The organism is Bradyrhizobium sp. LMG 9283 (genome assembly GCF_045571415.1).
Classification (GTDB): Bacteria; Pseudomonadota; Alphaproteobacteria; order Rhizobiales; family Xanthobacteraceae; genus Bradyrhizobium.
Genome location: NZ_CP120691.1, coordinates 3,935,486 through 3,949,022 on the forward strand (window position 1 = coordinate 3,935,486; position 13,537 = coordinate 3,949,022).

14 protein-coding genes and 2 pseudogenes are annotated in these 13,537 nt (G+C 62.5%); 7 read left to right on the top strand and 9 right to left on the bottom strand.

Annotation, left to right across the window (positions count from 1 at the left end; translation table 11 throughout):
* Positions 1-92 precede the first annotated feature (92 nt).
* Positions 93-416 (top strand): hypothetical protein, encoded by a 324-nt coding sequence (locus P6U29_RS18490; protein WP_407118869.1) that lies wholly within the window; start codon positions 93-95, stop codon positions 414-416.
* A gap of 308 nt (positions 417-724) precedes the next feature.
* Here P6U29_RS18490 and P6U29_RS18495 read toward each other — a convergent pair whose 3' ends face one another.
* Together P6U29_RS18495 and P6U29_RS18500 are read right to left on the bottom strand one after the other, a co-directional pair.
* Entirely contained in the window at positions 725-1,327 is a 603-nt protein-coding gene (locus P6U29_RS18495; protein ID WP_407118870.1) for a plasmid pRiA4b ORF-3 family protein, read from the bottom strand.
* Positions 1,324-1,908: pseudogene (locus tag P6U29_RS18500) on the bottom strand (transposase); the annotation flags it as partial. The gene P6U29_RS18495 and the pseudogene P6U29_RS18500, both read right to left, overlap by 4 nt.
* A 683-nt stretch (positions 1,909-2,591) precedes the next feature.
* On the opposite strand from P6U29_RS18500, the gene ltrA reads away from it, so the two are divergent.
* A complete protein-coding gene (gene ltrA / locus P6U29_RS18505) occupies positions 2,592-3,713 on the top strand; it encodes a group II intron reverse transcriptase/maturase (RefSeq protein ID WP_407118871.1) in 1,122 nt (373 codons plus the stop codon).
* A 207-nt stretch (positions 3,714-3,920) separates the two neighbouring features.
* On the opposite strand, the pseudogene tnpC reads toward ltrA, so the two are convergent.
* The 5 genes and pseudogenes from tnpC to P6U29_RS18530 all read right to left on the bottom strand — a co-directional run.
* A pseudogene (tnpC, locus tag P6U29_RS18510) lies at positions 3,921-4,901 on the bottom strand (IS66 family transposase); the annotation flags it as partial.
* A 50-nt stretch (positions 4,902-4,951) separates the two neighbouring features.
* Positions 4,952-5,305 carry an IS66 family insertion sequence element accessory protein TnpB gene (gene tnpB / locus P6U29_RS18515; protein WP_091880705.1) on the bottom strand — a complete coding sequence of 118 codons (354 nt, stop codon included), beginning with the start codon at positions 5,303-5,305 and terminating at the stop codon, positions 4,952-4,954.
* A gap of 34 nt (positions 5,306-5,339) precedes the next feature.
* Positions 5,340-5,720: an IS66-like element accessory protein TnpA gene (gene tnpA / locus P6U29_RS18520; RefSeq protein WP_407118872.1), complete on the bottom strand. Its 381-nt coding sequence runs from the start codon at positions 5,718-5,720 to the stop codon at positions 5,340-5,342.
* Between the two features lie 267 nt (positions 5,721-5,987).
* Entirely contained in the window at positions 5,988-7,310 is a 1,323-nt protein-coding gene (locus tag P6U29_RS18525) for a phosphoribosyltransferase family protein (RefSeq protein ID WP_407118873.1), read from the bottom strand.
* 2 nt (positions 7,311-7,312) lie between these two features.
* Entirely contained in the window at positions 7,313-8,650 is a 1,338-nt protein-coding gene (locus P6U29_RS18530) for an erythromycin esterase family protein (RefSeq protein WP_407118874.1), read from the bottom strand.
* 270 nt (positions 8,651-8,920) lie between these two features.
* Between P6U29_RS18530 and P6U29_RS18535 the strand changes: the two genes are divergently transcribed.
* A complete protein-coding gene (locus P6U29_RS18535; RefSeq protein ID WP_407118875.1) occupies positions 8,921-9,196 on the top strand; it encodes a hypothetical protein in 276 nt (91 codons plus the stop codon).
* 73 nt (positions 9,197-9,269) lie between these two features.
* On the opposite strand, the gene P6U29_RS18540 is transcribed toward P6U29_RS18535, so the two are convergent.
* Complete coding sequence (locus P6U29_RS18540; protein ID WP_407118876.1) at positions 9,270-9,497, bottom strand: hypothetical protein; 228 nt, start codon at positions 9,495-9,497, stop codon at positions 9,270-9,272.
* Between the two features lie 421 nt (positions 9,498-9,918).
* Between P6U29_RS18540 and P6U29_RS18545 the strand changes: the two genes are divergently transcribed.
* The 3 genes from P6U29_RS18545 to P6U29_RS18555 are packed head-to-tail and all read left to right on the top strand — an operon-like array spanning position 9,919 to position 11,521.
* On the top strand, positions 9,919-10,584 hold the full coding sequence (locus P6U29_RS18545; RefSeq protein WP_407118877.1) for a hypothetical protein: 666 nt from the start codon (positions 9,919-9,921) through the stop codon (positions 10,582-10,584).
* Positions 10,554-10,886 carry a hypothetical protein gene (locus tag P6U29_RS18550; RefSeq protein ID WP_407119352.1) on the top strand — a complete coding sequence of 111 codons (333 nt, stop codon included), beginning with the start codon at positions 10,554-10,556 and terminating at the stop codon, positions 10,884-10,886. Before P6U29_RS18545 ends, P6U29_RS18550 begins: the two co-directional genes overlap by 31 nt.
* Positions 10,887-10,912: 26 nt before the next feature.
* Entirely contained in the window at positions 10,913-11,521 is a 609-nt protein-coding gene (locus P6U29_RS18555; protein WP_407118878.1) for a cysteine hydrolase family protein, read from the top strand.
* Positions 11,522-11,590: 69 nt separating this feature from the next.
* Here the strand turns inward: P6U29_RS18555 and P6U29_RS18560 are convergent, their stop codons facing one another.
* Positions 11,591-12,373 carry a Crp/Fnr family transcriptional regulator gene (locus tag P6U29_RS18560; protein ID WP_407118879.1) on the bottom strand — a complete coding sequence of 261 codons (783 nt, stop codon included), beginning with the start codon at positions 12,371-12,373 and terminating at the stop codon, positions 11,591-11,593.
* Between the two features lie 241 nt (positions 12,374-12,614).
* Between P6U29_RS18560 and P6U29_RS18565 the strand changes: the two genes are divergently transcribed.
* Positions 12,615-13,532 carry a c-type cytochrome gene (locus tag P6U29_RS18565; RefSeq protein WP_407118880.1) on the top strand — a complete coding sequence of 306 codons (918 nt, stop codon included), beginning with the start codon at positions 12,615-12,617 and terminating at the stop codon, positions 13,530-13,532.
* The last annotated feature ends 5 nt before the right edge of the window (positions 13,533-13,537 follow it).

Genomic DNA, 13,537 nt, shown 5'->3' on the forward strand with positions numbered 1-13,537 from the left:
GAGCCAAAGGTTTCTTCTATTGGGGAACGGACTGAAGCGTCCATTGATTGTCGCGATATGTTGATCAGCGTTTCCGTTCGAGGAGAGCAACCATGTCTCAAGCGCAGCAAGAACTTGCGAATTTCGTGATCAGCAAGGCGTTCAATCCCGTGATGCGAGCGAAGGCAGATGGACGGTCCGAGGCTGATCGGAAATCCCTGGAGCATGTTCAGAAGGCAACCAGGGCGGAAATCGAGCGCTATCGAAACTACGGCTCTGCCGAAGACGTAACGGTCAATTTCAAGCGCGACCTGAACTCGCGTGCCGCCAAGAAAGCTCATGCCGAACTCCGCCATCTGCATTTGCCGACCATCGATGACATCAAGGACGAGTTTGAACAGAAGGCCCGAGATCTCGGCGTGAAGAGTTCATCCTGACCCGAGCGAGCACGTATTCAAGCGCGGCAAGCAGTCCCGCGGCTGTTCGGACGAAACACATATCGCGCGATGCCCCGGCATCGCAGCGCACGTCTCTACAGATCGAAACAGGATCAGCGGCGACGACTTGTAAATTGGCGAGGCCGATCAGGAACAAAGTCCGACCAGGGCGTTATTTCGGCATGGTTCGTGAAGGCCCAGCAGAGCCGCCCCCTCCGCCCAAGGACCCCTATCCGGCGGAGAAGGCGAGGGGCGGAGAGATCATTCGTAAGCGTAGCTCTGCAGCCCTTCTGAATGACGCTTGACGCCTATTTTGTTCGCGTGGCGCGTCGCCGCGGTATCCATGTGTCGGACAACGCCTTGACGGCGGCTTCGAGCGCCTTCCGGTCGACGACGTTGGGATCGAACCGCTCCGGGCCCCAGAGGCGCATGTGTTCGTGCTCGGGATGGCCGGAGTCGCTGATGGCGGCGAGGTATTCGGCATAGCCTGGCGCACCGCCGACGTCTTCCGGAGGACAACGGCCGGCGGCCTCGAGCAGGAAGGGAAGCCCCTCCGTCGTGGTGTTCTCGAACCATTTTTCGAGCTTGATCACATGGTCCCAGCTGTCGCCGAAGTCATAGAGATAGTGGATCGTCTTGGCGCCGGTCTCGCGAACGATATCGCAAAGCCGCGCTTTGCGGGCATCCATGGGCTGGTGGCCGTAATCGTTGTGGGGATCAGGAATCCCCCAACGGACCTCACCAGCGAAGAACTCGAAGAGGTGACTGTTCGTCCAGCCGAATGCCTCCTGAAGCGTCAGATGCAACCGATCAAGGCGCAGGGTGACGGGTACGACAAGGCGACGCATCACCTCCGGCTTCACATCCTTGAGGGTCACCTTGATCCGGACCGCGGTCGTGTTCAGGCTCATGCCGCCAGCCTCGGATCGTGTGTATGCATCGTATAGGTCGATGCCCAGGGAAGCAGTTCGTCCAGTCGCGCCGCAGGCCAACCATTGACGAGCTTGGCGAGAACGTCAGCGAGCCAGTGCTCGGCACTGACGCCATTGAGCTTACAGGTCTCAATGAGCGAAGCCAGCAATGCCCAATTCTCGGCACCTTCGTCGCAACCGGCAAAAAGGGAGTTCTTGGCGTTGAGCTTGATCGGCCGCATCGCACGCTCGACCGCATTCGTGTCCATCTCGATGCGCCCGTCATCAAGGTAGAGCGTCAGGCCGTCCCAATGGCGTAGCGCATAACGCAAAGCCTTCGCCGTGTCGCTCTTCCCCGCAAGGTGATCAAGCTTGGCCTCAAACCACTGCTTCAAGGCTGTAGCCAGAGGCCGGGCATGCGCTTGTCGGCCGGCGCAGCGCTCGGAAGCAGAGCGGCCGCGCAGTGCCTTCTCGACCGCGTAGAGCTGGGCAATGCGCGCGAGCGCCTCGCGGGCAACCGGAGCTGGCGCCGGCGCAGCCTCCCGCTCGATCTTCACAAACTGGCGCCGCAGATGCGACCAGCTTGCGTCAGGACAAGTCCTGGAAAGGAGGAAGAATGTGATCTGAAACCTTTCATCGTGACCCAGAGGGTTCGACGCCCTCCCGGCAAAGGCGGAGCCCGCCAGCCGGAAGCGAGTCTTGCATGGGTGACGGCAACGTCGCTCGTGAAGCGTAGACAGCGGGTACCGAAGCCCTGTGGCTAGCCTCGAAATCATGGTCGTGCTGAAGCCTTCGCCGTGTTGGATCCGGGGGCAGCACTGGGAAAGCCGCTATGGCCAGGCTGACCGGTTCGGCCGGGGTCTCTGAGCAGGGCAAAGGTACGGGATGGGCCACCAGGAAACCTGAGAGGTCCCGTTTGTGCCCACATGGAAAGCCGGCACGGAGCACCGGCCACAACAACGCTCCAGGCCTGATGACCGACTTGGCGAGTCATCGGGAGCGCGCACGCGAACACGAAACTCCAAGGCATGTGGAATCCCGAGGTGAAGACATAAGCCGACGGATGCGCGCGGTGGGAAGTCGTAGCGGCTTCGTAGTACCGAGGAAGGCGGGGAACTGGGCTCACCGGGACCCACTGGAGGGAAGGGAGCCGCCACGCGTCAAGACCCATTGACGAGAAACACGGGAGGGAACGCTGAGTCCCACGAACCTGTCCACGAAACGACAATGGATAGCCGATCTGGCGAGGAAAAATCCCAAGCGGGTGCTGACCTCGCTGCATCACCTGATCGACCGTGAATGGATGCTCGAGGCCTATCGCCTGACGCGCAAGGATGGCGCGCCCGGCATCGACGGCGTGATGGCGACGGATTATGAGGCGAAGCTGGAGGGCAATCTTGATGATCTTCTGGCGCGCATCAAATCCGGTCGATACATCGCGCCGCCGGTGCGTCGGCACTACATCCCGAAGGCGGACGGCACGCAACGGCCGCTAGGCATTCCAACGCTGGAAGACAAAGTGGCGCAGCGTGCGATTCTCCTGCTGCTGGAGCCGATCTACGAGACGGACTTCCTGTCCTGCTCGTATGGCTTCCGACCGGGACGATCGGCCCATGATGCCCTGCACGCTCTGCGCAATGGGTTCATGGAGCAAGGGCTGCGTTGGGTGGTGGACGTCGATATCTCGAAATACTTCGACACCATCGACCACACGCACCTGCGCCGATTCCTCGATCAGCGAGTCACGGACGGCATCGTCCGGAGGATGATTGATAAATGGCTGAAGGCGGGGGTGCTCGAAAAGGGCGTCCTGCGCCGCACGACTGGTGGAACGCCCCAAGGCGGCGTGATCTCGCCACTGCTTGCAAACATCTACCTGCATTATGTGCTGGATGAATGGTTCGAGCAGGTGGCGCGACCGCGCCTCAAGGGGCGATGCCAACTGGTCCGATACGCTGATGACGCGGTGATCGCCTTCGAGGACCATCTGTCCGGCAAGCGATTGCTGAATGTGCTGGGTAAGCGGCTCGGTCGGTACGGGCTTCAACTCCATCCGACCAAGACCCGCTTCGTAGACTTCCGGTTCAAACGCCCGGGTGGGCGTCATCCCGCGACGGCGGGGACCACATTCAACTTCCTTGGCTTCACCCATGTGTGGGGTCAATCGAGGAAGGGTAAGAATGTCGTCCGACAAATAACGGCAAAAGACCGTTATGCCCGCGCGCTGGCTTCCGTGACGGAATGGTGTCGGCTCAACCTGCATCGTCCGTTCCGGGAACAGCACGCGCACTTGTCGCGGGTGATCCGGGGGCACTGCGCCTACTATGGCATCTCCGGCAACGGCCGACGGATCAGATGGTATCACCACCAGATCACGCGGATATGAAGAAATGGCTTGCACGGCGTGGCCGCCACAGCAATCTGCCGTGGTCGCGCTTCCGGGCCATGCTCGCGCGACACCCGTTGCCGACAGCCAAGATCGTCCACCAATATGCCGTCCCGTGAGCGAAGCTTACGCGTGAAGAACCGGATGCGGGTAATCCGCTCGTCCGGGTCTGTGAGGGGCGGGGATGGCAACATCCCCGCCTACTCGGCAGAAGGCGAGCGTCCCGGACAGGGCGTCCGCACGCGTCTCTCGGGTCATGGTCTTGTAAGCCTGATAGCCGTCGCAGTGGATGATGCCGCGATAGCCCTCAAGCAGCCGCAAGCCATGAACGGCGCCGCGGCCCCTTGCATAGGCATAGACCACCCCAGGCGGATCAGGTCCGGCCCAAGGCCTGTCATCGCGTGACAGCGCCCAGAAGTAGCCGGTTTTTGTCCTGCCGCGCCCCGGATCCAGCACCGGCGCCGGGGTCTCATCGACACAGAGCTTCGAGGAGGCCAGCAGAAGCTGGCGCAGACGATGCCACAAGGGCTTCAATTCCTGGGCGGCGTAGCCGACCCAGAAGGCGAGCGTGGAACGGTCCAGCGCTATTCCGTGGGTCTCCAGCATCTGCGCCTGGCGATAAAGCGGCAAATGCCAATGATACTTCGCGTCGATCACATGCGCGACCAGCCGCTCGGTGGGCAATCCTCCCCTGATCAGTCGCTCGGGAGCAGCATGCTGGAGGATGACACCGTGACAGGCGCGGCAGGCCAGTTTGGGCCGGCGGGTGACGATCACGCGATACTGCGCCGGTACGACGTCCAACCTCTGGCTCTCATCGTGACCGATCTCAAAGAGATCGCCTTTGCAGGACGGACAGCAGGTTGCAGCGGGCATCAGGGTCTCGATGATGCGCGGCAAATGCTCCGGCAGCTGACCACGGTTGGCTTTGCGCTCGGCCGTCCTCTTCTCGCAGGTTCTGGGATTGGCGCGATCCTCGGCTGCTTCGAGGGCCGCGACGGCCTCTTCGATGTCCTCCAGAACAAGCTGCAGCTGATCAGCGTCCAGCTTTTCCGAGGACCGACCGAACTGCGCATCTTTTGCAAGCTTGAGCAACCGCTCGAGCCTGGCGCAGCGATCCAGCAGAGCCGCGGCAAAGACACGCAACTCAGCTGGATCACTCGGCAGCTCATCAGGCAAATCACTCATTGGCCCGAGTCTGCCATGCTTCGCGCCCCGATGCAGCGAGATTTGTATCTTTACGCAAGCGCTTTCGGCTGCGGGATCCGAGGCGCGTGCATCCGCGTCCAATCCATGCCGGCCAGAAGCGCCGACAACTGCGCGGCATTCATCCGCATCACGCCGGCCACGATGGGAGGCCATTTGAAGCCGTTGCTATCGAGCCGCTTCCAATACATCACAAGGCCGCTGCCATCCCAGACGACAATCTTCACCCGATCGGCGCGCTTCGCGCGGAACACCACCGCCACGCCCTTCATCGGATCATGGCCCAGCGTCTCCTTCGCCAAAAGCGCCAAGCCCTCCGCACCTTTTCTGAAGTCCACAGGTTGCGTCGCCACGTAAATCGTAAGGTTCGCAGGCGGCGTCAGCATGAACGTGTCCGTCGAAGCGCCAAGAACACATCACTCAACACAGCAAGGCCAGGCGCCCCCGCACCTCCACTCGTGCCCCCTGGAGCTCAACCGTCACAACGGCTGCTTCCGGCGACCCGGTGGGCTCTGCGGCCGCCGGTAGCGCCGATCCCGACACCACCGGCACGAACGACAGCGTCTCCGCCGAAGCTGGCAGCACCAACTGGCCCAAACGCGCCCGGCGCCGCCAGTCATGCACCTGCTGGGGCCGGCAGCCATGGCGACGGGCGACGTCTGTGACAACCGCCCCCGGCTCGAGGCTTTCCGCGGCAATCTGTGCCTTCAAATCATCCGGCCAGCGCTTTCGACCTGCGCCAGCGAACACTTCAATACGCGGTGACAACGGTCGTCTTATGTCGTCAGAATGGTCGTCCATTGTGAGCACCCTTCCAGAAGATGACTCTTCTAACGGTGCTCTCAAGACTCCGCACAAACAATCCAAAGGGCCTCGGCGCTACGCTTACGATCATTCTTCGCACGCCAGCGAGAAGAGCAATCTTCCTGGCTGGTCTAATCGGCGCCGTGATCCTGGCAGTACTTGCTTTCGTCCTGGCTCGGTAGGTACCAAGCTCTTGATCGAGTCGGCGACGGCCCTGCCGATTGGCGCGTCTCTGGGCCATATCTCGCGGTGGAGATCCGCCAATTAAGTGCTTTCTGCGGCCTTCGAGCGGCGCAGAAGCTCAGTGACCTCTTGATCCGAGGTTTGGCCGAAATCTCTGTAATGCATGCCGACGGCATAGAACGGATCGGGGCTGTTGAGACAGATGATCTCGTCCACCTCCGCGCTGAGATCGGCAAGCGAGTCGCGGGGAGCGACCGGCACTGCGAGTACGAGATGGCCGGGCTTTGACCTTGCCAGCGCTCTGAGCGCGGCTTTCACCGTTCCGCCCGTCGCGATCCCGTCATCGACGACGATCGTGGTGCGCCCGGCGATCTCCGGCGGCGGTTCGCCCTCGCGATAAAGCCGCCGGCGGCGTTCGATTTCGGCGAGCTGGCGGGCAGTCTCGGCCTCTAGGTAGGCCGTGCCTGGCTGGATCTCGCGCAGGATCTCCTCATTGAGCACGACCTGCGGGTGGGCGCCATCGACGACCGCGCCGAGCCCGAGTTCCTCGTGTCCCGGCGCCCCGATCTTGCGCACAAGCACGACGTCCAGTTCGGCGTGCAGCGCTTGCGCAATCTCGAACGCGACGGGCACGCCACCGCGCGGCAGCGCAAGCACGATCGCGCCGCTGTCTCTGAACTTCGTGAGCGCCGAGGCCAGCCGACGCCCGGCGTCTCGCCGGTCTGCAAAAACGAAATGATCATCGGTTACAGCGTCCGAACGCCGCGATGCCAGAAACCGGCGGAACCAGCGGATGGCGTGTTGCGTCACCTGTTCGAGCGCACCAGGCTCTTCGAACAGGTGTGTCGCCTCCGGGACGATCACGAGGTCTTTTGCGCAGGACAGCTCCGCAAAGGCCGAACCGTTGAGCGGGATCACCGGCAGATCGGCGCCGCCGACGATCAACAGGGTCGGTGCCGTAACGGCGTGCAGCGCCTCGCCAGCCAGATCCGGGCGGCCGCCGCGCGAAACCACCGCCGCGACGTCCTGTCGGCCGGCAGCGGCGACCAGCGCAGCCGCAGCACCGGTGCTCGCGCCGAAATAGCCGATCGGAAGCACTGCGAGCTCTGGCCTGTTGCGGGTCCAGTCCGCAGCCTCCGTGAGTCGCGATGCCAGTAGCGGGATGTCGAACACGTTGCCGCGGTCGCGCTCCTCCTCCGGGCTGAGCAGATCAAGCAGCAGCGTGGCGAAGCCTGCTTCACGGAGCGCTGCGGCGACCTGGTTGTTGCGCGGACTGAAGCGGCCACTGCCGCTGCCGTGGGCAAAAATCACGATGGCGATTGCGCCTTCCGGCAGGCCCAAAATGCCGGCGAGACGGTGCGGACCGACAACCACTTCGCTGAGCTCGTCGCGCGCGCTTGCCATGATCAAAACCCGAAGGGATACGTTTCTGCGCCACCCGATGCGACGCGTGTCGCAAGCGCCGTCACTGCGTTGGTCTCCTCGAACCAGACGAAGGCATCGAACTGATCGGGTAGCACCGCCTCGAAATAGTGGCTGAGGCGCTCAGTCTCGGGCCGATAGACGACGCCGATGGCGCGCTCGAGCCTGGGGCCGGTCAGTCGGTCGCGCAGCTCGCCCCGGCCGGGGGGCCGAAAGTCGGTCAGCGAGCGCGCCAGACCCGTGCGGTGGAACAGGTACTCGTAACTGTCTTCGCGCGCGGGCCGAACCGATTTGATCTCCATCTCGCCGCCCCAATCGGTCGCCGCAGCCACCGTACCGCGATCGGTGCCGAAACCGATCAGCACGGCCTCGTCGCCATAAGTGTTGCGCGCGAGCTCGCCGATGTTGAATTCGCCGGCCCAGCCCATGGAGGTTGCCGCAGCATTGCCTATGTGCGAGTTGTGAGCCCAGACCACGGCCTTGGCCTGCGGCCCGCGTTGCTGCATCAGATATTGCAGCGTGTCGAACATATGACGGTCGCGCAGGTTCCATGACTCGGTAGAGCCGCGATACATGATGCGATAGTACTGCTCGGCCGCGCGCACGATCCGCGCATTCTGTGCGGCGTTGAAGAACGCTTCACCATCGCGTTCCGCATAGGAGAGGCGCTGCGCCAATAGCTCGCGCAATTGCGCGACTACCTCGTCCTCACATGTGTCTCGTCCGAACAGAACGGCATGACCGTACCCGGCGGGGTCGGCCTGCCAAGGAGTGAGGCAGGAATAGCGTTCGCGCGCCGCGCGGGCGCGCTCCGGGTCGACGCGCTCGAGATAGGCGATGACGGCGGCAATGGAGCTCCTCAGGCTGTAGACGTCGAGTCCCCGGAACTCGACCTTCCGGTCCGCGCGGCAGGCATCGTTGTGGATGCGCAGGTAGTCCATGAACTGTTTCACCTCGATGTTGCGCCACATCCAGGTCGGAAAGCGTTCAAACGGCCGCTCCAGCGGCTGTTCGGACGGCAGTTGCCGGACGAGATGATCGATCGTCGCGGCATCCGGCCAATCGGCCTCGACCGCGACGATGTTGAAACCGTGATGCTCGATCAACTGCCGGGTGATGCTGGCACGCGCGCGATAGAACTCGGACGTGCCGTGCGTAGATTCTCCGAGCATTACAATTTTCGCTTCGCCGAACCGGTCGAAGAACGAGGTGAAGTCGTCCCGTTCGGCGGCGGGCAGATGCTCGCCAGCCTCGCGCAGGAGATCGATTAACTCGCGATTGGTTCTTTCGCGAACTTGCTCGGCAGCCGGTGAAAGGGTCATGCCAGGTTCCCCTGGATGGTTGTGCGCGCTTCTCCGGCATGAGCGCGCGCACGAGCTTCAGGGATCATCCTAGGCGCGCTGGAAGCGCCGATCAGCGCTACTCCCGAACCAACTCGAGCGCTGGTCCGACGTTCCTCGCCCGGTGAATGTCGCGCAGCGACCCCGATCCGTCATGGAGCCATGCCGGAGCTCCAAACGGCGGGCAAGGGCGACGTGTTCACGGCCGAACAAGGCCGATGATCGCGGCCACGAACGCCTCCGGCGCTTCACGTGGACGAAATGATCGATCCCGGGGAGTACGAGATTGGACTGAGACATCATCGGTCCAAGAAGAACAAGACGGACCACGGACACACGCTGGGCCACATCCGGGCGCGCGATCTGCTGGCGTTCTGTTCGACGATCGTCGTGCCGAAGAGGCCATTTCTGGCCAAGAAGAGCCATCCTGCCGATATCGTCAACCGGATGTATGACACTTGGTGGAAGTCGATGATCCTCCAGGCGACTCTATGGGTACAGCCCTACGTTCGGGAGGGTGATTTTTGACGGTTAGCCGCAGACGGACGCTCGGCTGGGCATCGATAGGGGGTACCTGCGCGAACATAAGGAGATACGGCCACTATTCGATCTTCTTGCAATCAGAAAGCCTCCAGTACGCCAATATTATCGAACCGGATACCTCACCGACGGCAAGCGGCTGATCTGGGAATATCGGCGCGATGGCGGCAATGGCGAACAGATGGATTTCGTTGAAGCCATGGACCTCAACGATAATGGCCTGATCCAGCGCCACTGCGTCTATTGGGGTTGGTTCGGCTTTCGCGTGCTTCAGCGCAACGAATATCATCGTGGCCGGTACGAATGATGCTTCGAGGCGATTAGTACCGGATCCCGACTCCGCGGATCTTCCGACACCCTGTAATCATAGCTCTCGATGGATAGATCGTCATGAATCAACAGAGCGGAGGCGCCGTCGCGCGGAAGGACGATTCGACGGCAATGTCGAAAACCTGCCCGGTGCGGCCGTGAGCGTAGACACCCGCGTTGGATGGCTGAATATCTCGAACTCGTTTCCCCGCGCGATACCGACAAACGTGATGCCACTGGCTTCGGCCGGCGCGATCGCGTGCGCCAGATTGAGAGCCGTGCATGGATACTCGTCCTGCGTCGGTCATGACGCGCGAGTCGGCGCAAGGTTCCGAGCGCTTAGGGAACCTGCGATGGTGTCTCGGGTTTTGGGTGCGGGGCCTGCAACCGAAGGAAGCGTCATGCGGCAGAAGGCGAAGGTCGAGAACTATGATGCCCCGGCCGGCGGATGGGGCTCGCTCAACGCCCTTGCTCATATTCTCACGCAGGAAGAGGTTGCGATCCTCGGCAGCGAGATCCTGCTCAAGCAGAACAAGCCCGATGGGATACATGTGCGTCAGCTGCTCCTGGGCCAAGCCGGCCAAGCCGCGTCCGTTCGAGTTCTGCGAGAATGGCGCCAAGGCGACCGCTTGGGAGAGGTGACACGCAAGACCGTGACGCCGGAGTTCTTTGCGCAACACACGCCGACCGAGCTGCGAACCGCCGCGCTTGCAAAGGCGACATTGAAGCCAAATCCCAAGCTCGATTGGGACACCTGGACCGCCGATTACTCACGCGTTCCCGATGCCATCGAGCGGACCTATCCCGACCAGTTCAAGGATTTCAACACGCGAATGTTCGAGCCTGGCGGCTTTCCGCGGCCGCTCGCGGCTCGCGAGCGGAAGTGGAAGACCCCGAGCGGCAAGGCGAACTTCACCGTTCCGAAGTCGGCCTTCGCGCCGCCGCGCGAAAGCGACGGCGTCTATGAGCTGATGACGATGCGCGCCGACGGACGTTCAACACCACGATCTATACGGAAGACGATCGCTTTCGCGGCATCAAGGGCAGCCGCTATGTCGTGTTCATGAATCCCGCCGACATGGAGGGCGACGGGCTGAAATCCGGAGATGCCGTCACGCTGGTGACGGAGGCGGGCGACGGGGTGGCGCGCAGCTTGAGCGAGCTTCAGGTCGTTCCCTACGGTATTCCGCGCAGGAGCATTGCGGCCTGTTACCCCGAGTGCAACGTGCTCGTTCCACTCTGGCACTACGCGGAAGGCAGCAAGGTCCCTGCCGCCAAGTCCGTCCTGGTACGCCTGCTCAAGGATGTTCCGCCGGAGATCATCGACAGCAGAGAGGTCTCCGATTTCGACGTCGTGAATGGTAAATGAGGCCACATGTTCAGGGGGCGAGCACGATGAGGGACAGTGCGTCGGATGTTGCCGATATCAGCGACGCCGTTCACTTGTGCATCGACATGCAGAACATTTTCGCTCCCGGCGGCCTTTGGGCGACGCCCTGGATGGAGCGTGTCCTGCCGACGATCGTCTCGGTCGTTTCGCGCCATCCGGCGCGAACGATCTTCACCCGCTTCATCACCCCGCAGGATCCAGAGGATCGTCCGGGGCAGTGGCAGAGCTATTTTCACCGCTGGCACCAAGCGACCCGCAGGCATCTGCCGCCATCCGCTCTTGATCTCGTGCCTGCCTTGAACCGGTTCGTTCCGCCGGCTGCAATCATCGACAAGCCGGCCTATTCCGCGTTCAGCAACCCCGGTCTGGCGAGCCTGCTCGTCGAAAAGAAGGTCGGTACCGTCGTGATATCAGGCGCAGAGACGGACGTCTGCGTGCTCTCGACGGTCCTGAGCGCCGTCGATCTCGGCTTCAGGGTCGTCATCGTCGAGGACGCGCTGTGCAGCTCGTCCGATGTCGGGCACGATGCGCTGATGACGATGTATCGCACCCGCTTTCACGGCCAGGTCGACCTGGTGACGGCAGAAGAGCTGGCCGAGTTCTGGCGGGAGTAGGATGCGAAGCGGGATACGATCCGCAATCTCCAAGGCGCGCAATGCGCCTCCAGCGCCCCTCAAGGCGGATCAAGCGACCGCGGCGTCGGCCGTCGCCGACCTCGCATATGGCGGCCGCGCATCGTCCTCGTCCGATCGAATGCTCAGATAGGCCGGGTCGAAGCTGGCGAGCCGGACCAGGCCCGGCCAGTCCGTGATCGTCAATGTCTTGCCCTGCCATTGCAGCAGATTGCAGCGGCGCAGCTCCTGGATAGTGCGGTTGGCATGCACCGGGGAGATGCTACAGGCCGCGGCAAGGTCGGACTGGGTGAATGGCGAGGATAACCTGAAATCTTTGGCGAGCCCGACGATTTGCAGCCGAACGGTGATCTCGCACAGCAGATGTGCCACGCGCGTCAATGCGTCCCGGCTGCCAAGATTCACCGTCCAATTGCGCTGGATGGCGTGGTCGGCAAGCAGCATCAACAGCATCGCATGCGACATCGCCGGCGAACGCGCCGCGACCTCGCGAAAGAAGCGGTGCGGCACGAGGGCGACGATGGCGGGGCCGAGCGCGACCAGATTGCCGGCGACACGCGGACGATAGAGGGTGTGCAGGTTGGCGATGTCGCCGGGAACGCAGATCGCGGTGATCTGGCCGTCTGCGCTTTCGTGATTCTGCCAGGACAGATATCCCTGGAGCAGCAGGCAGCATTGCGTAGCCTCATCGCCGTGCCGCAGGATCGTCTGATGCGCGCTGAAATGCGCAATGCTGCTCGGCATGTCCGCAAGCAGATCGAGAGCGTCGGGGGGCAATTCGGCGAGGCTCGTCAGGCGATCGGCGAGTTTCGAGAAAGCAAATCCTGCCTGCATGTGATGTCCGATGGCCGACCGCCCCAGTCTCCGACTTTGACTGAGAAGGACGGTAAGAGGCATTAACCTTTGATACGTTTAATCCGGCGCGCCGGCCGATACAGCGAAGCGCCCGGATATCGACGTGCCGTATCGTTCATTGTTCCTATTGATCTGAGCGCCGCGGCGTCTGCCGAGCAGGAACAGGCGCGGTTCGTCTCCGTTACTGGACGGGTGGTCCGGCGGAGGAAACAGAAAGCGGATGCGCGGGCGCTTCTGGCTGGGGTCGGCAATCCTCGTCGCGTGCGCAGCCGCTGCGGGGGTATGGTTCATCACTGCGCCGGAGCGCTTCGGCTCGGACGAGGCGGAGGCCGTATCTGACACGGGTGGCGACGTCGAGCACGGCAAGCTAGTCTTTGCGGCTGGCGATTGCGCCTCCTGCCATGCATCGCCGGGCCAGTCCGATCGTTTGCGCCTCGGCGGTGGACTTGCTCTGGTTTCCCCTTATGGAACTTTTCGTGCGCCCAACATTTCGATGGACCGGATCGACGGTATCGGAAACTGGACCGCCAAGGACCTCGCCAATGCGCTACTGCGCGGCGTGTCTCCGGACGGAAGCCACTATTATCCGGTTTTTCCCTACGCAAGCTTCACGCATATGCGTCCTGATGACGTGCGGGACTTGATGGCCTATTTGCGCACGCTGCCTGCGGTGAAGGGGCGACCGCCGGACCATGAGCTGAATCCGGTATTCGGGATTCGCCGTTTCGTCGGATTCTGGAAGATACTGTATTTCAAGCCCGGCCCGATTGCGTCGGAGCCAGCTCACGACGAAAAATGGAATCGCGGTCGATATCTCAGCGAGGCGCTGGCCCATTGCGCCGAGTGCCACTCCTCCCGCGACATGTTCGGCGGCATCAAGGCGAGCACACGCTATGCTGGCGGGCAGGACCCCGTTGGTACCGGTTTCTATCCCAACATCACGGCCGCGCGCCTCGGCGACTGGACGGAAGCGCAATTGGCGGCGATGCTGAAGACGGGGATCACGCCAAATCACGGCCGGGTCGGCTCGTCCATGGCCGGCGTCGTGACCAACATGGCGATGCTGCCGGAGAGCGATCGTGAGGCAATTGCCGCCTTCGTGAAATCATTACCGGCGCGGCCGACGCCCAATCCCTGAACGTC